Here is a 20,420-nt window from a genome sequence, read left to right as displayed (position 1 = left end):
TGTTGCTTAAACTTTTTACACGCGCAGCAATCCGTCCCGGCGCAGTGTGCGCTGGTGCTCGGTGCGGAAGCGCTCGATCACGGTCTCGTCATCAAGATCGGGGCGGACGCTGTTGCGGAACACGCGGGGACCGATGATCGCGGAGGTCAGCAGCATCGTGCAGTAGACTTCCACGTCGATTCCGCTGTCCGACAGGGTCGCCTTGTTTGCAGCGATGAACTCATCCCATTTCGGATAGTTTTCGCGGATATCTCCGGGAGCGATGAAGTTCTCGATCCAGAGCTTTACCAGATCCGGATTTTCGAGAACGAAGCGCGCGATAAGGTCGATCCGCTCGGGCTGCGGGCGCGAGGCGGTGAAGCCCTGCACGATCTGCTGGGAAGACCACGTGCTGACCGCCTCCAGCAAGGACTCGCGATCGGCGAAATGGTAATAGACGGTTGCCCGGTTCAACCCCAACGCCCTGGCCAGCGCGGTAATCGACAGCGCCTCGACGCCTTTTTCCGAAATCAACCGCACCGAAGCCTCGATCAGCGCCTGATGCGTGGATTCGTAGCTCTTGTTACGACGGGTCCGGCCGGGCGAAGGAGGCGAAGGGGATCGGGTCATGCCTTTTGCATGCCCCAACTTGCCCCAGCAGGAAAGAGTACTGGGGAAAGACCGCTGCGTCAAAGGTATCGTGCCAATTCCGAGAGTTCGACCAGCACATTGCGCGTTTCGGGGCTCAACTCGCCCACGGCCGCTTCAAGGTGATGTTCGATGTGATGGGACACCAGCGTGGTGCGCGCCTTGTTCAGCGCGGCGATCACGGCCTGCAACTGCTGGGCGATTTCCAGCGCGCTGCGGTTTTCCTCGATCATCGACGTGATCCGGGCAAGGTGGCCGTTCGCCCGCTTCAGCCGATTGACCAGTGCCTTGTCGGTAGCATGACTCATCGATCGCCCTTCTTCGCTCGCTATCTCACGGCAGGTGGTGCCAGGCCGAGAGGGTCACATAAAGCCCGATGCCAAGGATAACGAGACCGGAAATATAGGGCGCCCTGCGCACGGCCTCACCGAAGCCGGACCAGCGTTTCTCGACATGGCGCAGGCTCAGCGCAGCCAGTACGCCCGAGGCGACCATGGTGATGGCAAGGCCCACCGAGAAACTCAGCACCAGAGTAGCGCCCAGCGCCAGTCGCTTGAGCTGGAGGCAGAGCATCAGCACCGTGATCGCACCGGGGCAGGGAACCAACCCCCCGGTCAGGCCGAAGATCACGATCTGCCCGGTGGTCACGCGTGCATTGGCGAAACGCCGCCGGATATCCTCTGCGTGCGCGGCCTCATGCGCATCGACATAGCCGCCGGTCGCCAATTCGAGTTCGTGAACCTCTTCGTCGGACGGCTCGTGGTGATGATGGTCGTGGCCATGGTGGTGATGCCCGTGGCCGTGCGAGTGGTCGGCGTGGAAGTGTGCGGCCGCCATCTGCTCCCGCCGCGCGCGGTGCAGCATCCAGAGCGACATGCCCACGATAATCAGACCCGAGGCAAGCTGGAACCACGGCTCGGTGTCCTCTGCCCGCAATCCGCCGAACAGCCACATCCCGCCGAGCGCCACCGCCCAGACGACCATCGTATGCGACAGCGTGGCAGCCAGCCCAAGCAGCACCGCCTGACGCACGGTGCCCTTCACCGCGATAATGAAGGCCGCCATCATAGTTTTCGAATGACCCGGCTCAAGGCCGTGCAACGCTCCGAGCAGGATAGCGCTGGGGATGAACAGCCAGGCGTCGGAACCGACATGGGCGATGAGTTGGGGAAGATCGAGCATGCCGCCCAATATCCCCCCCGGGGGGATATGGAAAGCCCCTATTCCCGTGGAGACGCGGTGACGGCAGCTAGCCGATCCCGAAAAATTTCTCCGCGCAGCCAGCCACGATCCAGTCGCGCTCGGCCTTGGGTACGCCCCGGAAGTTCTCTTCGATCACCGCATGGCTGTGAGGGAAAGTGGTCTCCGAGTGCGGATAATCCGATGACCACATGATGTTCTTGCAGCCCGACTTGTGCCGCAGTTCGATTCCGATCCGATCGGATATGAACGACGCGTAGACATTCTGATCGAAGTAATGGCTGGGCGGATGCTTGATGGTGCACTCGGTCCAGTGGCGCTGCATCTCCCAGGTGCGGTCCATGTATTCGCAGGCCCACGGGATCCAGCCCACACCGCTCTCGATCAGGCCGATACGCAGCTTGGGAAAGCGATCGAAGACGCCGCCATAGAGCATGATGCTGACCACTTCGAGCATCGCGGTCTTGCCCATCGGGATGTCGGGCAGGAAATTGGTCTTGTCCTTGTACCGCGAAACCCGCGCGCCAAGGTGGAAGGTGATGGCTAGATCGAGTTCCTGAGCGGTCGCCCAGATCGGATCGAACTCGGCGTCGCGATACTGGCGATCGCCGCCGGAATCGCCGGTCATCGCCTGCCAGATCGAACTCATCTTGGTGAAGTTCCTGATCGACTGGGGAAAGGCCGGGATGTTCACCGCAACGTCGCCGCGCTTCCGGGCCTCGTGCATCATCCGTACCGTCGTGGACACATCCACGGTCGGCAGGAAGGCGGCGGAGAAAAGCCTCTTGCGATCATAAGCGCAGAAGTCGGACTGCCAGCGATTGAACGCGTCGAAGCTGTCGAAAAACAGGTCGAGATTGCCCGTTTGCAGCGGACCGCCGCCGAATAGAACGGCCTTGTCCATGCCGTCCCGGTCCATGTCCTCGATGCGTTTTTCGGCCTGCCAACCGCCCAGCCGCATGTCGGAGAACTTGCCGACGTTCTTGTATTCCTCGGTCTTCCGACCGGCCTGGCTCTGCATGAGGTGGACTTGCCTGCGCTGCCCCTCGAACACGACATAATCGACATCGCCCACGGTTTCGACGGTCGGTGCCTGATCGCGGAATTCGGGAGATAGATACTCCTTCCACATGGTTGGCGGCGGTGTGACATGCACGTCCGCATCGACGACGTAGTCTACTACGCGCGGGGCCGCTTCGATCTCGCGATTGGCATTCGCCTCTTCCAGGATAGTCATGGCATCGGCTCCTTATGTAGAAAGGTTGGTGCGAAGAATTCGGGTCAACCGACCACGGAGTTCTGAAGCAGTTCGGCGATCGCCTCGCGGGAATACCCTGCCCCCGCCAGAAGTTCTTCCGTATGCTCGCCAAGCAGCGGTGCCCGCACTGGCTCCTTCGGCGCATAACGACCATCAAACCCGACCGGACCGGCCGCAAGCTTGACGCTGGTTCCATCCCGCACCGCAATCGGGAACAGCAGCCCGTTGGCTTCGACTTGCGGATCCGTCGTGACATCGTGAATAGTGCGCACCAGTTCCCACGGCGCGTCCCAGACATCGAAGATCGGCTTCCAGTCTTCCCAGTTTCGCGAGCCGATCGTTGCCTGAATTTCCGCAATCAGTGCGGCACCATGGTCGGCACGGCCCGCATTCGAAATGAACCGTGCGTCCTGCAACAGATCGGAACGATCGATGTTGTTGCAAAGCGCCGGCCAATAGCGATCTGGGTCGAGGAACATCAGTTGGACAAAGCGACCGTCGGCGGTTCTGTAGGTATAGCGCAGGGGCGCCCGCATGGGATCGCCGACATGGGCGTGCTGCTCGGGCGTTCTGGTCTGGCTGACGACGACATCGGCCGAAAGCGACCACACTGCTGTAGACAGCAGGGACACGTCGACGACGGCGGCCTCGCCGGTCATCGCCCGCTTGAAGAGCGCGCCAGCTATCCCGTAAGCCACCGAAATGGCGCTGACGTGATCGCCCAGCGCCGGGCGCGGCTTGACCGGTTCGCTCATTTCCCTGGGCCGCAGCACGTGGGCGAAGCCGCCACGCGCCCAGAAGGCGGTTGAATCGTAACCGGCCTTGTCGATTTCGTTTCCCTTGAAACCCACGCCGTTGCCGCGAACATAGATGAGCTTCGGATTGCGAGCCTGGAGATCCTCCGGCGTCAGGCGCAGCGACTTGATCGCCTTGGGGCGCAAGCTGGTCAGGAACACGTCCGCCGTGTCGATCAGTCGCAACAGGGCTTCCCGGCCGCTCTCCGTTTTCAGGTCGATCGCGATCGATTTCTTGCCGCGATTGTTCTGCTCCAGCGAAAGATTGGCCGAGCCGGTCTCGCGCCCGTCGCCGATTTTCAGTGTGCGGTAAGGATCGCCACCATCGACCGTCTCGACGTGGATGACCTCGGCGCCATGATCGGCCAGCAGCGCCCCGGCGGCGGGAACGAACACGTATTGGGCCAATTCGATGATGCGAATTCCGGAAAATACCTCGGTCATCCCTCTCCGACTCCAGTTCCTGTTTTTGCGGATTTGCGAATCAATCTAACATTTGTTTGGTTTTTGATATAGTCTGTTTTTAGACCCTGCTTGATGCGGGAAATGCCGGGAATTTGCCCACGCGGCAGCCGGTCTGTAGGAGTGTCGCAATGATCAATCGCCCGGCTATCCCGCCCCGTCGCACCTGCGATTCGATGTCCCGCCGCAGGGCCCGATCGTGAGCACCAGAGCCGGAAAGAGACCGGTTCCGGGCGCATCCACCGAAAAGGGAACCGACCGCCGGGAGCGCATTCTTTTGGCGGCGCGGCATCGCTTTGCCGCGTCAGGCTTCGAATCCACGACGGTGCGCCAGCTTGCCGACGATGCCGGTTTGCTCGCAGGCAGCCTTTACTATCACTTCGCGAACAAGGAGCAGATGCTCCACGAAATCGTGCGCGATGTGGTCAACCGGCTGCGCGATGGTGCGCAGGAGATCCAGCAGCGCCAAACCAATCCGGAGACAAGCCTTGTCGCGCTCATCTATTTCGATGTGAAGGAGAGGACGACCGATCAGGAGGTGCATGCCATCCTCCATCAGGAGCGCGCCTATTACCGGAGCAACCCCGATTTCGATTACGTCGTGGCAGCCCGCCGGGATCACTATCTGGTCTGGCGGGCTATTCTTGAGCAGGGTATCGAACAGGGCTATTTCAGGGCCGATATCAATATCTTCCTGACGCTCACGACGATCATTCGCATGCTCAACACCGCTGCGGATTGGTACATCCACGATGACCGCGCGACGATCAGTGCCGCAGGCATCATTTCTCGCGATGAGCTGAGCGCCTTCTACGTCAACTTCGTGCTGCGCGCGGTGCGCACGTCGGAACGGATCGAAGCGCCCGTTCCATGGCCAGGCAATTACGCCGGTGCAGCCGGCGAATGATCGCGCCGGGACAGAGCTGCATCGCCGCAATGTTCCGGACGCGATAGCGGCAGACTACGGCAAGGCCTGAAATCTCACAGCGTTGCGGCCCTGTTCCTTGGCACGATAGAGCGCGGAATCCGCCGTGCCTATACAGTGGGATACGACGCTGGAGTCGATCTTCCCTCCGCCCTCACCGGACGCCACCGTGACGCCGATGCTGATCGTGACGCGGCCCACCGGACTGTCCGGATGCGCGATAGCGAGGGCCTCGATCGCCGCCCGGCAGCTTTCCGCGAATTCGACAGCCGCATCGCCGTCCGCATCCGGCAGCAGGACCACGAATTCCTCGCCGCCGTAACGGCCGACTGCCCCACCGGCCCGGGCGCCGTGACGGCCGATGATCTGCGCAACCGCCATGAGGCAGGTATCGCCCGTCACATGCCCGAAGCGGTCGTTGTAGGCCTTGAAGCAGTCGATATCGGCCACGAGCAAGCCAACCGGGCGCCGCTCCCTTGCTCCGCACCGCAGGCCCCGGCGGACTGCCGTCTCCAACCCTCTACGGTTCAGCAGGCCAGTGAGATGGTCGGTACGCAGCGAGGCCAGCAACCTGCGCCGGGATCGCCTCAACCCTTGCTCGATCCGGGCTTCGCGCGTGATGTCGATGGCCCCGATCATCATCTCGGCCAGTTCCCCGCCGCGATCGTATGTGGCGTTGAAAGTCAGCATATACTCGCGGCCGCGCCAGGAGATCCTGAGGTCCGGCAAAGGCTGGCGACTTCCGGCCAGCCGATAGCGCTTCTCAAGGATCGGCCGAAGCTCGGGGAGCAGAGCGGTGACGCAGTAGCCGTCCAGATCGACCACGCGATGGCCAGCGATCTGCGCCATTTGCTCGTTGACGAACAGGACATGCCGGGCGCGGTCGAGAATGCAGAGCGCGAAGGGAACCGCGTCAAAGTACCGGCCCACCGTCTGCCCCATACCCGGCGCGCTATCGAAACGGTCATCCGGGCGGCTGGCCAAGGGCGGCGCTCCGAACGGATAGGCACCTTCCTGCGCGCATGCGGCTTTCACCATCATTCCCCAATCTCGCCACGCTTGATCGTGCCGGATTCTTCCATGGTTCTGGAAAGCGCCGATGTCATGTAAAGGAGTGCAAAATCGTCCCGACTTGTAAAACGTTGTAAAAAGTGGCCCGTGGCCTGCTATCCATGAACGGTTCCGCTGGTATGGCACTTCTGGGTCCATGATTGCCTGCGGCGGAGCGTACATGCGGATTGCAATTCTGGAGGACGATCTGGCCCTTGCGGGCTATGTCGAAAAATCGCTGTCGGCGAGCGACCATAGCTGCGTGATGTTCACGGATGGCCAGAAGCTTCTGCACCATCTCTACCGTGAAACTTTCGACATGCTCATTCTGGACTGGAACGTGCCGGGCATGTCCGGGCTTCAGATCCTCGACTGGATGCGCGACAATCTCGATACCCGGCCGCCTTCGCTGATGCTCACGAGCCGGTCGGCTGAGGAAGATATCGTTGCCGGATTGTCCGCCGGAGCGGACGATTACGTCATCAAGCCGGTGTCTGCCGCCGTGCTGCTGGCCCGGGTCAATGCCGTGGCGCGGCGGGTCTATCCCTCGCCGTCCAGCAATATCGAGGTTTTCGGCCCCTACCAGTTCGACAGCCGGGCGGAGACCATCGAATTTCAGGGCGAGCCCATCGCGGTCACGGCTAAAGAGCATGCCCTTGCTACCCTGCTGTTCCGGAACCTGAACCGTGCACTTTCCCGCGCCTATCTGCTGGAAACGATCTGGGGCGTGAAGCCGGACCTGCCGACCCGAACGCTTGACGCGCACATTTCGAATGTCCGCACCAAGCTGAACTTGCGCCCGGCGAACGGCTTCAAGCTGACGCCAATCTATTCCTACGGTTATCGCCTGGAAGTTCTGACTTGACCCCTGCACATGTCTTTCGCGCCTCCCTTGGCGCAATGTTGCTTGCCTGCTGTGCCGGCGTCAGCGCCGAAGCTCCGTCTTACGTCACATATAGCGTGAACAGGAACGACACGCTTTACGATCTGGCACAACGCTATTTCGCAGATCGCGGCGGCTATGTAGTCGTCCAGAAACTTAACCGGGTCTCCAATCCGCGTCGGATGCCGGTGGGCAAAGTCCTGAAGATACCCCGCTCGTTGCTGAGGCGCGAACCTATCGAGGCCGTGGTGCAGAACTACAAAGGCTCCGTTCTGGTAGGCACGAGAAGTGCCGCGATCGGGCTGAAGGTTCATGAAGGCGATCTGGTCGAGACCGGGGACAGGTCATTCGTGTCGCTGCGCCTGCCGGACAACACCACGGTGTCCCTCCCCTCCGGAACACGCGTTCGTGTTCAGATGCTGCGGCGGACCCTGTTGGCGGAATCGGTCGAGCGCCAGTTCGTGATTCAGAAGGGGCAGGCGGCGGGCATAGTAACGCCGATGACCGACCCGCAGAGCACGTTCCAGTTCCTCACGCCCCGAGCCATGACATCCGTACGCGGCACGCAGTTCCGGGTGAGTTACGAACCCGGCGACGAAAGCTCGCATGTCGAAGTGACGGAAGGCAAAGTCGCCTTCCGCGAGGACCGCGAGACGGAGCAGTTCGTGGAAGCCGGTTTTGGCACCAGCGACCAACTCCCTGCACCAGTGCCTCTGCTCGCCGCGCCGGATCTGGTCACGCCGGACAAGGTTCAGGACGAAGAGCGGCTTGCTTTCGCCGTGAAGCCCCTGACCGGTGCTATCCGCTATCGTTTCCAGCTTGCCCGCGACGCGGGCTTTCTGGACGTGATCGACGAAGCCTTTGCCGATACCCCGCAAGCCGAATTGCCGAGCCTGCCGAACGGTACATACTTCGTGCGCATGGCGGGGATCGATGCGAACGGTCTTGAGGGCAAGCCTTCGGTCTATAGCTTCGAGCGGCGGCTCAATCGCCTGCGCACCAGCCTCGAACAGAGCCGCGCGGGCAGATATCGGCAGTTCCTGTTCCGCTGGCAGGCGCCGGACCTGACCGGGGCGCACTTCCGCTTCCAGCTTTCGCACAACGCCGACGGCTCGTCCCCGGTCGTGGACCAGACTGGCCTTGCGGGCTCCTCCTTCGTCATCACCGATCTTCCCGGCGGCACCTATTACTGGCGGGTGATGAGCATCGAGGCGGCCAGCGGCAGGATCTACACGAAATGGTCGCCGACCAGCGAACTGCGGGTCGGGAACACGAAGTGAATCTGGGACGGCACCTCAAGACCGAATGGTGGATCATTGCGATCCTCGTCAGTCTGCTGGCTGCGCTTCTCACGCTGGGCGAAGCATTGTCGCGGATGGACAATGCCGTGTACGATCACCTGCTGCAATTCGACCGCAGCGCACCGGACAGCAATATCGCCCTTGTCGAGATCGACGATGCCAGTCTGGCCGAAGTCGGGCGGTGGCCGTGGAGCCGCGCCGTTCACGCCGATCTGATCGCGCGGATCGGTCGCGCCGGCCCCCGCGCCATCGTCTACGACACGCTGTTTACCGAACCCAGTGCGGCGGCCGACGATATCAAACTGGGGGACGCGATCGCGGGCGCGGGAGACGTCTTCCTGCCCTATTTCGTGAACATGCGTACTTCGCCGCCCGGCATTGTCGCGCCCATAGCGCCCGTTCGCAGAGCGGCCGCCGGGATGGGGTTCACCGACTACCTCGTCGATCCGGACGGCGTCATGCGCTCGGCCCCCACCGGAATAGGATCGCCGCCCACGCAGATGCATCTGATGGACGTTGTCCACCAAGCCGTCGAAGGCCGTTCGGGGCCTCCCGTGCGGGCGCGATTGATCCCCTATACGAAGGACGGGCCTCCGCCTCATATCAGTGCCTCCTCGATCCTCAACGGCGAGGTCCCCGCGCAAGTGCTGGCCGGCAAACTCGTTCTGGTAGGGATAACCGCCGCCGGGATCGGCCCGCGCTATGCGGTGCCCGGCCTTGGCACGATGTCCGGGCTGGAGATCAATGCCCAGTTCCTGCGCGCCCTGCTCGACCGCAGGATGATATCGACGGCCGGGACAGGCCTTCGCATCGCCTTTGCCGTCGTGCCCGTCTGGCTCCTGATGCTGGCGATGGGGCCGTTTCCCCGGCTGACACCCTTGTTCAGCCTCGCGGCGGCGACGGTCCTGATCCTTACCGCCACGAGCGCGCTGCTGCTTTTCCAGCGCCTCTGGCTTCCTCCTGGAAGCGGCATTCTGGCCTTGTGCATCGCCTATCCGATCTGGGGCTGGCGGCAACTCGCCATCACGCAGCAGTTCATGCACGGCGAACTTCTGCGGCTTGAGGCCGATTCCACGATCTTCATGCCTTCTGCTGCAAAGGCGCCGCGACAGCCGCTTCTCTCGACGATTGCCCTGCTCACGGCGGCGATCACCAGCAACCGCGACATGAAACATTTCGTCGCGGACCGGCTCGACCAGTTGCCCGACGCTACGCTGGTGACGAACGGCAAAGGCGATATCCTGCTCGCCAATACATCGGCCGCGGCACTGTTCGGCGAAGAGCACGTTCGCCCCCATGGCTCGGGCAATGCCATCGCGCTGCTCACGCGTTTCCGGAAAATAGGCTCGCGAGAACCGCTGAGCTTTCCGACTTCGGCGGAACACGGCGCCCAGAGCTTCGATGCGATGACGAGCGACGGCCACTTCTTCACGATCCGCTTCGCCCCGCAGCGATCCGTTGGCGGCAATTTCGTCGGCTGGATCGTCCAGTTCATGGACGTGAGCGAAGCCCGGGCCGCACAGCGCCAACGCGACGATATTCTTGAGCTTCTGACCCACGACATGCGCTCGCCGCAAGCCTCGATCCTCGCGGTTCTCGATACCGCGCCGACGGAAAACATCGCCCCTGAGGAAGCGCGAAGAATTCGCCACTATGCCGAGCGCACGCTGGGTCTGGCCGATGGTTTCGTGCAACTCGCCCGCGCCGAAAGCCTTGAGTACGCGCTGGAAGAGGTCGCCCTTGGCGACATGGTGATCGATGCCACCGATGACCTCTGGCCTCAGCTGACGGCCAAATCCATCTCGATCGATACTTGCGACATGGCAGACCGGCTGATCGTGCGCGTGGAGCGATCGCTTATCACCCGCGCCCTCATCAACATTCTTGAGAACGCGATCAAGTATAGCCCTTCAGGAAGCCGGATCCGCTGCACCACCAGCCTGGAACATGGCGCGGACGGTGAGCCGAGGGCGATATGCACCATCTCAGACGAAGGCCCTGGTCTGGACGAAGAGCAGAAGCTCAGGATCTTCGAACGCTTCCATCGCGGGGCGCTTGGCGCCGGCCGGAGAGCCGACGGTGTCGGCCTCGGCCTCAGCTTCGTCCATACGGTTCTGGTTCGTCACGACGGCGAAATCCGCTGCACGAGCGACGCGGGCCAGGGAGCGACGTTTACGCTGATCCTGCCCCTCGCCGACTGACAGGCCGGGGGGCGGATCGAGTGCCTTACCCGCCCTCTCCGGCGGGCCGCGAAGATGCCGTGCCGTCCAGTTCTGTCAGGAAAGCGCGGGAGAGCCTGTCGGTGGCGTCGGGCTTTCCGATCCGCTGTGGCTGCTGTGCGACGATCCTGTAGACCTCGCGCCCGGTGGCGGCGTCCGACATCACCAGAGTAACCACCCGCGCCCCTATCGCGCGGGACCGACTGGGGGCGACAAGCCATTCCGCCTTTGCTTCGCCGCTATCATCCGGCGCGAGAAGTCCGGTCTTTCCGGGAAGGTCCGAGGCGGTCAACTGGACAAGGTAACGCCCGTGATCGGAACGGACGAAGCCATGCGAGGTAAGCCCGGCAAGAACCGCCGTCTGCCACGCGTCGTCCACGTTCCCGTTTCCGACAAGTTCTATCGTACCGCCTTGCGGCATCGTTCCGGCAGAATGCAGTGCCAGGGGCGGAACGCTTGCACATCCGGCCAACAATCCTGCCAGTCCCAACGATATCGTCTGAAGATGTGATTTCATTTTCAATTCCGATGGGGCCCACGATGCCGGTCCAAATGTAATTTCGGGCCATGGCCAGCTAACGGGAATCCTGGAGCAAATGGCAATCTTTGAAGTGCCGATTTTACACTGCTTTACATCGGTTCCGACGATTCTGGCCTATGGTATCCGGACCGCGACATCAGTGGCGGCCACTTCGATTGCAAAGGCGCACTACCCCCGCGCGCATTTACCCCATGTCTTGCCATCGAGGTGAGAGTCGACCCGGATCGAACCGGGCATCCCCTCCGGCCCCGCCCTGCCGCACTGCAGAGCGGGGCCTTCTTTTTTCAAATATTGGACGACTGCGACGGAGCAAAGCATCTGCCGGCTCCGTTTAATCGATACGGCAGCTGTAAATGCCGCCGGAGGGCCCCGCTTTCCTTAAACCGTTCGTGAAAGGATCGACGCTCCTCCCAGCCGGATCCGGCGCGAGTTGCCTGGGACGGTGAGCGCGGACAAACGAGAGCGAATGTTAGATATTGCTTTACTTCATGGCGTCTAAAGCGGATTGGACAATTCAGCCTCAGGCTCCATTCGGGAGAAGAACAGATGTCCGACAACGCCCAGCCAGAACTCGCCCGACTTACAGTAGAACTCCTCAGCGCCTACTTCACCAACAACAGTGTGCCCAGCAGCGATCTGCCGGGGCTGATCGAGGCGACAAGGACCGCGCTGTCGGGCTCTGCAACGCCCGAACCTGAAGCCGCTCCCGATTTCACTCCCGCCGTTTCGGTGGAAGAAAGCCTGGCCTCGCGAGACCACATCATCAGTCTTCTTGATGGCAAACCCTATAGAACCTTGAAGCGTCATCTTTCCAACAACGGACTGACGCCGGAGCAGTACAAGGACCGCTACAAGCTGCCCGCAGACTATCCAATGGTTGCTGCAACTTACTCCGAACAGCGCCGCAGCCTTGCCAAGAAGCTGGGCCTTGGAAGCCGTTCGCCGCAAGTTGCGCCGCCTTCAAGCGCAGCAAAGCCCAGCGCCAAGGCGCCGAAGGCCGCAGCGGCAACGCCTAAAATTGCCGCCGCGAAGGCCGTGACCGCCAAGGCGGCCGAAAAACCGGCTCCGAAGACGCCGAAGGCCCCTGCCAAGAAAGTAACCGCCAAGGTCGCCAGCGCCGGGAAGCCCAAGCTGACTGCCGCGAAGGCCGCCTCCACTCCCGCAGCGTCGGGCAGCCCGGCGAGCGAGCCAACCGTCCGGAAGACGGCCGATGCAGGCGCGAAGAAGGAGCGCCGCATGGCGCGCCCCAAGATTACGGCTGAAAGCGGCGCCCAAACCAGTTCACCCGCTTCGGACGCAAAGGCCAAGTCGCCCACGAAGCCCGCGGCAAAGGCAACCACGACCACGGCCGCCAAGCCGGTGAAAGCGCCTGCTGCCGCTACCAAGTCCGCCGCGAAGCCGAAAGCCGCAGACGCCAAGAAGGCAAAGTCGACGCCTGCCAAAGCATCCGCCCCAAAGGCGGCAAAGAAAACAGCGCCGAAAATCGCGGCCGAGATTGCCGTTCCGGCCGCTAATCCTGAACCGGCAGCCGCAAGCGATGACAAACCGGCGGTCGCCAACACCTGATCCGGCGGCGGGCGACGCTCGAAGTAGCGGTCGCCCGCCTCCCCAGTATAGGTAGGTCTGGCTCGTGGCGGCCAACATCCAGATGAGGGTCGCGTTGACGGCGAAGGCTATTGGGGCGGCCGTGCATTTTCAGGCACGGCCAAGCGAGTTCAACTGGCCTCCAGCGCCTGCGCGAGATCGGCCACGATGTCGTCCGGATGCTCTATGCCGATCGACAGGCGAATGGTGGATTGCAACACACCGATCCGGTCGCGAACTTCGGCCGGAACGCCGGAATGGGTTGTCGTCGCCGGATGGCTGGCGAGCGATTCCGTGCCGCCCAGGCTTACTGCCAGCTTGAATATCTGAAGCGCGTTCAGGAAGCGGAACGCGGCGGGCTGCCCACCCGCAATGTCGAAAGCGAAGGTCGATCCGGCCCCCGTGCACTGCGCGGCAAAGACCTCCGCCTGCCGCGAACCCTCCGGATAGAACGGCGGATAGGCCAACCCCTCGACTTTCGCATGAGCCCGCAGGAAATTCGCGGCCGCTGCCGCGTTCGAATTGGCGCGCTCCATCCTCAGGCCCAGCGTCTCAAGCGAGCGTCCGAGCATCCAGCAGCTGTGCGGATCCAACTGCGTCCCGATAGCACTGCGCAACAGCCGCACCTCGCGCATGAGTTTGGCCGATCCCAGCGCCGCACCGGCAACAAGATCGGAGTGGCCACCGACGTACTTGGTGAGGGAATAGAGCGAAATATCGGCACCCAGCCGCAGCGGATGCTGGAAGACCGGACCTAGCAGCGTATTGTCGCAGACCAGCAGCGGGCGGTGCCCCTGCATGCGCTCGATGTCTTCGCACAGCCGCTTCAGCATCGCGATATCGACAAGACTGTTGGTGGGATTGGCGGGTGTTTCGACCAGTACGAGCGACACCCGGCCCTGTGCGACAGCTTGTTTCGCCGCAATTGCCACCGCGTCTTCATCAAGCCCATCGCTGAAACCGACGGCCTTGATGCCGAAGTTCGCGAAAGTCTTCGCCAGCAGCGTTTCAGTTCCCCCGTACAGGGGCTGCGAATGCAGGATGACATCGCCGGGTCTCGCGAAAGTCAGCACCGTCGTCGTGATGGCGCCCATGCCCGACGAGAAGACCACTCCGGCCTCCGCACCTTCGTAGACCGCCATGCGATCCTCGACGATCTCGCTGTTGGGATGGTTGAAGCGGGAATAGACCAGCCCGCGCCCCTGCCCCGGCGGCGGCTCCTTGCGGCCGGCCACATAGTCGAAAAAGTCGCGCCCGTCTTCAGCGGTTGGAAAAACGAACGTCGAGGTGAGAAAGACCGGTGGCTTGACCGCCCCTTCCGACAGGAGCGGATCGTAACCGTAGTTCAGCATCAGGGTATCCGGGTGAAGCGTGTGCCCACCGATCGCCGTCTTGCTTTCGCGAGGTGCAGTCATTTCCCTCTCCTTGGCCGGACGTGCAATCTGCCACGGTCCCTGGTGGCTAAACAAGCGATACCGGCTCAAGTTGCGGTTTGCCGCGTTCTCCGCACACCGCTCATCCTGAGCGAAGCCCGCGCCCCGCCTCCGGGGGCTTCGACAAGCTCAGCCTGAGCGGATTAGAGAGGTTGCGCGCGGATTTTCATCGGCCCGATCAGAAAGCTGTACGTGCGGCCAACTCATACGCTCGGCAAAGTACCGGTTTGGCGCAAGGCTTCCCCCAGCGCCAAGGCCGCCGAGGTGGCAAGGTTCAACGAACGCACCTGAGGCCGCAGCGGAATGCGGATCCGTGCGTCGCATATGTCCGCAACGGCAGCCGGCACGCCCGCGCTTTCCTTTCCGAAAAGCAGCACATCGTCTGCCGTGAAATCGAACTCGTAGGCCGATTGCGTGCTCTTTGTCGTGAACAGCACGAGCCGCCGCGAACCGATGGCACTTCTGAAAGCATCGAAGTCGGCATGCCGGGTAATGGTGACGTGATCGATATAGTCCATGGCGGCCCGCCGTACCCGGCGGTCATCCCACTCGAAGCCCATCGGCTCGATAAGGTCCACATCCGCGCCCAGACAGGCACCAAGCCGGAGAATGGCGCCGACGTTTCCAGCAATTTCGGGTTCAAAAAGAGCAATGCGCATTGAGGCTGATTGGCGCCGACGGAGCAACCATGCAAGCCTGCGACGCTAACCTGGAGCCATTTACGCCCACTCTTCCCGGCCAATCGCGCGTGGGATGATCCATCCCGCGACGGATCGTCGTTCTGGACAGCGATCTGCGATCTGGCCAGTCTCGCCCGGGATGCGGGAGGGAGATGGACCGTGCAGCAGGAGCAAAGCCGCCTCGTGAATGGAAATATTGCTCTGCAGAATGCAGATCCCGCCAGCTATCTGACGCGGTTGGAGGCGAAGGCCGATCGGAGGGAGACGCCTTGCGGTGACGGGACAATGGTCTGGCGCATCTGGGGAGAGGGCAAGCCCCTCGTGCTTGCTCACGGTGCGCAGGGATCCTGGACTCACTGGGTGCGCAATATCGAGCATCTGGCGCAGCACCGCCGGCTGATCGTTCCGGACCTGCCCGGACACGGCGATTCCGCCATGCCCGCAGAGACCGAGCATGCTGCCTTGTCAGCGGCACTGGCACGGGGGCTTGAGACCATTCTCGCACCCGGCGAACTGCCGGCCGATCTTTGCGGCTTTTCCTTCGGGGGAGTGGTGCTGGCACATCTGGCTGCACTTCACCCGTCTGTTGCGCGGCGGCTGGTGATCGTTGGTTGCGGCGGGCTTGGCACGCCGTTGCGGCACCCTCGCCTCGGCCGGATCAGCGGGCTGACCGGAGAGGATCGACGGGCTGCCCTGAAGGCGAACCTGCTCGGGCTGATGCTCCACCATCCGGACAGCGCGGACGACCTGGCCATTCACATGCTGCTCCCCACCGCCAAGGCTGCGCGCCTGCACGTGCCGCCGCTGGTCCTGCCCGATCGGCTCTTGCGGATATTGCCGCAAGTGCGGGGACAGGTAGACGCCATCTGGGGCGAGTGCGACCTGCCTCACCCCGCGCCTGCCGTGCAGGAAGCGGCGCTGCGATCGGTGCATCCGAACGCCGACTTCCGGGTCATAGCAAACGCGGGTCATTGGGCGATGTATGAACAGCCCGAATCATTCGACGCCGCATTGCTCGACATCCTCGCCAAACCGCCGCGGCCGGGTTGACCGGCAAAATTGCCCCTGTCTCCCGACACGCACACATAGGTCTAGCAAGCCTTTCCGTGCGCGGCAGAAAGCCGCCCCTCGACGAAAGCCCCAGTCCAGACTTGCCCCTACAGGGTTCTGCCAATGCCATGACCGCCTTGCCCGGGTAAAATTAATCCGACCGAGTTACCTACAAAGGGCGACCCTATGTCATGAAGCACTTGAACGTGGTCCAGGGAGCGAGGGCCTTAGCCGCTGTGTTCGTGGTCATCTCACACGGAGCGGCATGGGCCGTCGGTTTCGGCTCGCTCGGGTTTCCGTTGTCAGACTTCGAATTGCTGGGTTCAATGGGCGTGCTGATGTTCTTCACCATCAGCGGCTTCATCATGGTCCACGTCGCGCGCGATGGGTTCGGCGAAACCGGCGCGCCCGGCAATTTCCTGCGCCGCCGCATCGCCCGCGTGGTGCCGCTCTACTGGCTGATGACGCTGGTCGCCGCCGCGATCGTGGTGAAGGACGCGCGGCCACTGGACATGGGCTATTTCGTGCAAACCCTGCTGTTCATCCCTCACGCCGCTGCCGGACGGTTGATGCTGCCAGTGCTGGGCGTGGGCTGGACGCTGAACTACGAGATGTTCTTCTACGTCCTCTTCACCGCCGCCCTGTTCATGCGACGGGGGCTGGCGATCCTGTGCATGGCACTGGCCGTGCTACTGGCCATCGGGCAAATGCTTCACCCCGTCTGGGACCACCGGGATGCGCGCAGCGTCCTTGAGTTCTGGACGGCGCCGCTGCTGCTGCCGTTCCTGCTGGGCATTGGCATCGCCGTAGTGCGTCGGGGCGCGCCTTGGCTGCGGGTCCATCGCCCCCTGCTGCTGATGCTCTGCGGCGTCGCCATCATCGTGGCCATGCAGCAACTCCTTATCGCCCCGGGGAGCGAACTGGTCTGGAAGCGCGTGGGCTTGCCGGTGGATGCGGCCATTATCGCCGCCTTCGCGATCCTGGCCCCGAGTACCATCCCGGTACCGGCCTGGCTGGTTCTGACGGGAGATGCCTCGTTCAGCCTCTACCTTGTCCACCCGCTGCTGTTCGGCGTGGCAAGCAGACTGGGGGGCAGAGCGCTGGGCCTGGAAAGCCCGCCGCTTGCCATTGTGTTCTATGTGACGCTGAGCATCGCCGCAGGCATGGCACTCTACTTCATGGTCGAGCGCCCGCTCACCCGGCGGTGCGCCCGCGTGCTGGCGTCGTGGGGCCCCAAACCGCAAGCGATACCGCTTCCGGGCTAACGGCCTTGTTTGGAAATTCGCTGAAAGCGAATTTTACGGCACCAGCCCTCTCCCCGCCCCGAAAACGTAAGCGGTTGCTCCTCAATCATTCGTCCTCGTAGTCGTCCGGATCGAAATCTTCGGACAATTCGTCCGCATCATACTCGCCCGACAGAAACTTCAGAGGGTCCAGATCGAGATGGGTCACGACCTCCTGACGCGTCGCCACGACAGTGATTTCGTCGCCGTCTTCCATCTCGATCACCGTAATCTGATCGTCGCGCCCTTCCGTCAGATCGACCACGTCGACCGAGTTCACCTGGACTTCATCACCATCCGGCGTTTCGAATGTGAATTTCGGCATGCGTTTGCTCCTGACTCTCAATCCGCCGAACACGGAAACGAAGATCGAGTTCCAAGGGAAATGATTTCCAGGGCCATCGAACCCATGGTTCCAGCACGCGGTCACTGCATCATGGCGTAGATGCGACAATGCTCAAGATAGCCCGCCTCATGCCTTGCCGCGAGCGCGACCACCGATCGCCACAGCCAGGACGGCGCATCAAGGCCGGACGAGTGCCCCTTCTCCATCGCCTCTACCCATGCCCGCCGCGTGGGTGCATCCATTTGCCGGGCATGCGCTTTTCCCACGACGCCGGAAAGATAGCGCGCCGCTTTCAGCGCTTCTCCGTGCGAGAATTGGTCGACTTCGATCTTGAGATCCTGCGGCATCAGTTCCCGTACGAACATCGAGTGGCCCAGAAGTTTCGTCGCCGCGATGCGTTCGCCCAGATAGGGCGAGAGGGCCAAGGCCGCTGTGAGTACCCGCTCGGCAGGGTCGGCGGGCATCGTCACTCCGGCAGCGGCCGGAGCGACAGGCTCGACCGCCTCCTTCATGTCTACGAGGGCATATTCCGTGCCCTCGTCCCCTTTCATGGCGACGATAATGGCGAACCGCATCAGCCCCAGCGAACTGCACCCTTTCATCCAATAGGCTGCATCCGCCATGATCGGTGTGCGATTTTCCCCCTTCCGATCCAGCGAAAGGATCATTCGGCTCACAGGTGGATGGGTTATGACCTCGCGCAGTGCGGCCCGCTCCGCGATATCCACCGGCCAGAAGCGCTTGCCGATCGGGATCGCGGGCTCGACATCTTCCAGTCGCTCTCTCGCAAGATGGCGCCACTTGCGGCCCAGCGCCCGGCGCCGCACCGTGCGCACGGCCTGAGGCTCCGCGCTGTTACCGTCCTCGCCGCCAGCCGGTTCGGCAACAGAAGCGAAGGCTTCTTCATAACCCTGAACCATCTCCTCGATCATCCGGGCGGTAACGACACCGGGCAAATCCGAGCCGCGCGCCGCAGTCGCGAGAGAGAGGCCAAGTCGAATAAGGTCATGGGCCGGATTTCCGATCACGGCCTGATCGAGATCGCGGATCTGGATGGCGACGTTACCGTTGCTATCCGCAATAGGGCCGAGGTTGCCGAGGTGGCAATCGCCGCAGATCCAGATCGGCGGGCCTTCCGGGATGATCCGGGCGACGGGGGAATCGGCCAGCCATTCGTAAAATCGCGCCGTATTGCCTCTGACAAAGGCGTGAGCGGATCGCGCCATCTTCAGATCCCGGCGCGCATGGAGGAACGAGACACGATCTGCCGGGGTCAGAGCTTTCATAAACTGGAAACGAACGGGAAAAGTCCTCGTTCCTGCCGCGCTGGTTTACGTCTTAAACGGATGGGCGCAATCCTGTCCCGCCGATAGAAATTGTGCGAGACCGTCAGGCGCGCACGACGTCAGATGCTGCCGCCGCCCAGCGCCGCGTAGAGTGCCACATCGTTTTGCAACGCCGCCGCACGAAGCAGGATCAATTGCTGCTCGGCCGTGAAGAGATTGCGCTCGGCGTCGAGCACCTCAAGGTAGACCGATACGCCGCTGCTGTAGCGAAGCTCGGCCGTTTCGGCCAAGATCCGCTGATCCTGAACCGCGCGCTGCTGGGCGGCGATCTGTTCCTGGAGGCGCTGGCGGCCCACCAGCCCGTCGGCCACCTCACGGAAGGCCTGCTGCACGGTGCGTTGATAGGTCGCAACGAGTTCGTCCCGGCGCGCCTTGCTTTGTTCGAGCTGGGCGCGGCGGCGTCCGAAGTCGAACAACGGAAGGGCCGCTCCGGCGCCGAAGGTCCAGGTGCCACTGTCTCCGTTGAACAGGTTGCCGAGTTGGGGAGACAGAAATCCGGCCATGCCGGTGAGGGAAATGGTCGGAAAAAATGCCGCGCGCGCCGCGCCGATATTGGCATTGGCGCCGCGTAGCTGTTCCTCCGCCGCCAGAATGTCCGGGCGAAGCGTCAGTAGCGTTGACGGCAGCCCGGCGTCCAGCGACGTCATCTGGTGCGCATCGTTGATGCCATATCCGGTGGGAAGCGGCTGCGCCATGGGCCCCCCGACCAGAAGCAGGAGGAGGTTCCGCTGCTGATCCGTCGTGCGCTGCAAGTCCGCCAGTTGCGTCTGCGCCTGCGTGATCAGGATCATCGCTTGCTGATAATCGACCTTCGACGTGACGCCCGCATCCAGACGCAGCTTGGCGATCTCTCCGGACTTCTGGCGGCTGGCAAGCGTGCGCTGGGCAACGTCGATCCCCGCCTCGCCCGCGCGAATGGCGTAGTATACGGTTGCGACATCGCGGATGAGCGTCAGGCGCAAGGCGCGTTGCACATCGACGGTCGCCAGATAATTCCGCCGCGCCGCTTCCGTGAGATTGGCCACCCGCCCCCACAGATCGAGTTCGAAACTGGAGACAACGAACTGCACCTGAAAGGCGCCGATCGTCTGCGGCCCGATGGCGGTTGGCGTTCGCGACCGTCCGGCACTCGCGCCGCTGTCGACATTGGGCAGCCGTGCAGAAGCCTGAACCCGATATTGCGCCTCGGCCTGCGCGATGCGCGCGGCCGCAGCGGCAAGATCGCGATTTCGATCGAGCGCCGAGCCAATATAAGCCTGAAGCTGGGGATCGCCGAAGAAGCTGTGCCACGAAATCGCACTGGCCTGCTCGCCCGCAACCGGCGTGGTTTCCGGATAGGCCGGCGGAACCGGCGGCTCCGGCTGGACATAGGCCGGCGCCATATTGCATCCAGCCAGAAGGCAAAGTGGCGGCAGGGTAAGGGCGAGCCGGCGCACGT

General features: G+C 62.6%; 19 protein-coding genes. 7 read left to right on the top strand and 12 right to left on the bottom strand.

Features of this window, described 5'->3' with window-relative positions; all coding sequences use genetic code 11:
• Window positions 1-15: 15 nt before the first annotated feature.
• The 5 genes from EDF56_RS07050 to EDF56_RS07030 all read right to left on the bottom strand — a co-directional run bounded on the left by EDF56_RS07050 (window position 16) and on the right by EDF56_RS07030 (window position 4,323).
• A complete protein-coding gene (locus EDF56_RS07050; RefSeq protein ID WP_132386035.1) occupies window positions 16-609 on the bottom strand; it encodes a TetR/AcrR family transcriptional regulator in 594 nt (197 codons plus the stop codon).
• 59 nt (window positions 610-668) lie between these two features.
• On the bottom strand, window positions 669-935 hold the full coding sequence (locus EDF56_RS07045) for a metal-sensing transcriptional repressor (protein WP_132386034.1): 267 nt from the start codon (window positions 933-935) through the stop codon (window positions 669-671).
• A 25-nt stretch (window positions 936-960) separates the two neighbouring features.
• A complete protein-coding gene (locus EDF56_RS07040; protein WP_132386033.1) occupies window positions 961-1,809 on the bottom strand; it encodes a nickel/cobalt efflux transporter in 849 nt (282 codons plus the stop codon).
• Window positions 1,810-1,876: 67 nt separating this feature from the next.
• The gene (locus tag EDF56_RS07035; RefSeq protein WP_132386032.1) at window positions 1,877-3,064 is read right to left on the bottom strand and encodes an amidohydrolase family protein; all 1,188 of its coding nucleotides are present in this window, start codon (window positions 3,062-3,064) and stop codon (window positions 1,877-1,879) included.
• Window positions 3,065-3,108: 44 nt separating this feature from the next.
• Window positions 3,109-4,323 carry a CoA transferase gene (locus EDF56_RS07030; protein WP_132386031.1) on the bottom strand — a complete coding sequence of 405 codons (1,215 nt, stop codon included), beginning with the start codon at window positions 4,321-4,323 and terminating at the stop codon, window positions 3,109-3,111.
• Between the two features lie 217 nt (window positions 4,324-4,540).
• Here EDF56_RS07030 and EDF56_RS07025 point away from each other — a divergent pair, with 217 nt between their 5' ends.
• The gene (locus EDF56_RS07025) at window positions 4,541-5,248 is read left to right on the top strand and encodes a TetR/AcrR family transcriptional regulator (RefSeq protein WP_165912120.1); all 708 of its coding nucleotides are present in this window, start codon (window positions 4,541-4,543) and stop codon (window positions 5,246-5,248) included.
• A 54-nt stretch (window positions 5,249-5,302) separates the two neighbouring features.
• On the opposite strand, the gene EDF56_RS07020 is transcribed toward EDF56_RS07025, so the two are convergent.
• Complete coding sequence (locus EDF56_RS07020) at window positions 5,303-6,301, bottom strand: sensor domain-containing diguanylate cyclase (protein WP_165912119.1); 999 nt, start codon at window positions 6,299-6,301, stop codon at window positions 5,303-5,305.
• 196 nt (window positions 6,302-6,497) lie between these two features.
• On the opposite strand from EDF56_RS07020, the gene EDF56_RS07015 reads away from it, so the two are divergent.
• From EDF56_RS07015 to EDF56_RS07005, 3 genes are all read left to right on the top strand, one after another.
• Window positions 6,498-7,181, top strand: coding sequence for a response regulator transcription factor (locus EDF56_RS07015; RefSeq protein WP_132386028.1), 684 nt, complete (start codon window positions 6,498-6,500; stop codon window positions 7,179-7,181).
• Window positions 7,182-7,276: 95 nt separating this feature from the next.
• Window positions 7,277-8,479 carry a FecR domain-containing protein gene (locus EDF56_RS07010; RefSeq protein ID WP_243652443.1) on the top strand — a complete coding sequence of 401 codons (1,203 nt, stop codon included), beginning with the start codon at window positions 7,277-7,279 and terminating at the stop codon, window positions 8,477-8,479.
• Complete coding sequence (locus tag EDF56_RS07005; RefSeq protein ID WP_243652442.1) at window positions 8,476-10,701, top strand: CHASE2 domain-containing protein; 2,226 nt, start codon at window positions 8,476-8,478, stop codon at window positions 10,699-10,701. Before EDF56_RS07010 ends, EDF56_RS07005 begins: the two co-directional genes overlap by 4 nt.
• Window positions 10,702-10,726: 25 nt before the next feature.
• Here EDF56_RS07005 and EDF56_RS07000 read toward each other — a convergent pair whose 3' ends face one another.
• Window positions 10,727-11,098, bottom strand: a complete 372-nt coding sequence (locus EDF56_RS07000; protein ID WP_132386026.1) for a hypothetical protein — start codon at window positions 11,096-11,098, stop codon at window positions 10,727-10,729.
• A gap of 708 nt (window positions 11,099-11,806) precedes the next feature.
• On the opposite strand from EDF56_RS07000, the gene EDF56_RS06995 reads away from it, so the two are divergent.
• Window positions 11,807-12,826: a MucR family transcriptional regulator gene (locus tag EDF56_RS06995; protein WP_132386025.1), complete on the top strand. Its 1,020-nt coding sequence runs from the start codon at window positions 11,807-11,809 to the stop codon at window positions 12,824-12,826.
• Window positions 12,827-12,975: 149 nt separating this feature from the next.
• Here EDF56_RS06995 and EDF56_RS06990 read toward each other — a convergent pair whose 3' ends face one another.
• Both EDF56_RS06990 and EDF56_RS06985 read right to left on the bottom strand, forming a co-directional pair.
• Window positions 12,976-14,259 (bottom strand): cystathionine gamma-synthase family protein, encoded by a 1,284-nt coding sequence (locus tag EDF56_RS06990; protein WP_132386024.1) that lies wholly within the window; start codon window positions 14,257-14,259, stop codon window positions 12,976-12,978.
• Between the two features lie 221 nt (window positions 14,260-14,480).
• On the bottom strand, window positions 14,481-14,936 hold the full coding sequence (locus EDF56_RS06985) for a tRNA (cytidine(34)-2'-O)-methyltransferase (RefSeq protein WP_132386023.1): 456 nt from the start codon (window positions 14,934-14,936) through the stop codon (window positions 14,481-14,483).
• A 180-nt stretch (window positions 14,937-15,116) separates the two neighbouring features.
• On the opposite strand from EDF56_RS06985, the gene EDF56_RS06980 reads away from it, so the two are divergent.
• Together EDF56_RS06980 and EDF56_RS06975 are read left to right on the top strand one after the other, a co-directional pair.
• Entirely contained in the window at window positions 15,117-16,007 is an 891-nt protein-coding gene (locus EDF56_RS06980; RefSeq protein ID WP_243652441.1) for an alpha/beta fold hydrolase, read from the top strand.
• A gap of 191 nt (window positions 16,008-16,198) precedes the next feature.
• Window positions 16,199-17,272, top strand: a complete 1,074-nt coding sequence (locus EDF56_RS06975; RefSeq protein WP_132386022.1) for an acyltransferase — start codon at window positions 16,199-16,201, stop codon at window positions 17,270-17,272.
• An 85-nt stretch (window positions 17,273-17,357) separates the two neighbouring features.
• Here EDF56_RS06975 and EDF56_RS06970 read toward each other — a convergent pair whose 3' ends face one another.
• The 3 genes from EDF56_RS06970 to EDF56_RS06960 form a co-directional block, all read right to left on the bottom strand.
• The gene (locus tag EDF56_RS06970) at window positions 17,358-17,615 is read right to left on the bottom strand and encodes a hypothetical protein (protein ID WP_132386021.1); all 258 of its coding nucleotides are present in this window, start codon (window positions 17,613-17,615) and stop codon (window positions 17,358-17,360) included.
• A gap of 101 nt (window positions 17,616-17,716) precedes the next feature.
• Window positions 17,717-18,922, bottom strand: coding sequence for a DUF2252 family protein (locus EDF56_RS06965; protein ID WP_132386020.1), 1,206 nt, complete (start codon window positions 18,920-18,922; stop codon window positions 17,717-17,719).
• 119 nt (window positions 18,923-19,041) lie between these two features.
• On the bottom strand, window positions 19,042-20,418 hold the full coding sequence (locus EDF56_RS06960) for an efflux transporter outer membrane subunit (RefSeq protein WP_243652439.1): 1,377 nt from the start codon (window positions 20,416-20,418) through the stop codon (window positions 19,042-19,044).
• Window positions 20,419-20,420 lie beyond the last annotated feature (2 nt).

The sequence above is a fragment of the Novosphingobium sp. PhB165 genome, assembly GCF_004341845.1.
Lineage (GTDB): Bacteria > Pseudomonadota > Alphaproteobacteria > Sphingomonadales > Sphingomonadaceae > Novosphingobium.
The sequence above is the reverse complement of the archived record's forward strand: the minus strand, read 5'-3'. Positions and strand labels throughout refer to the sequence as shown.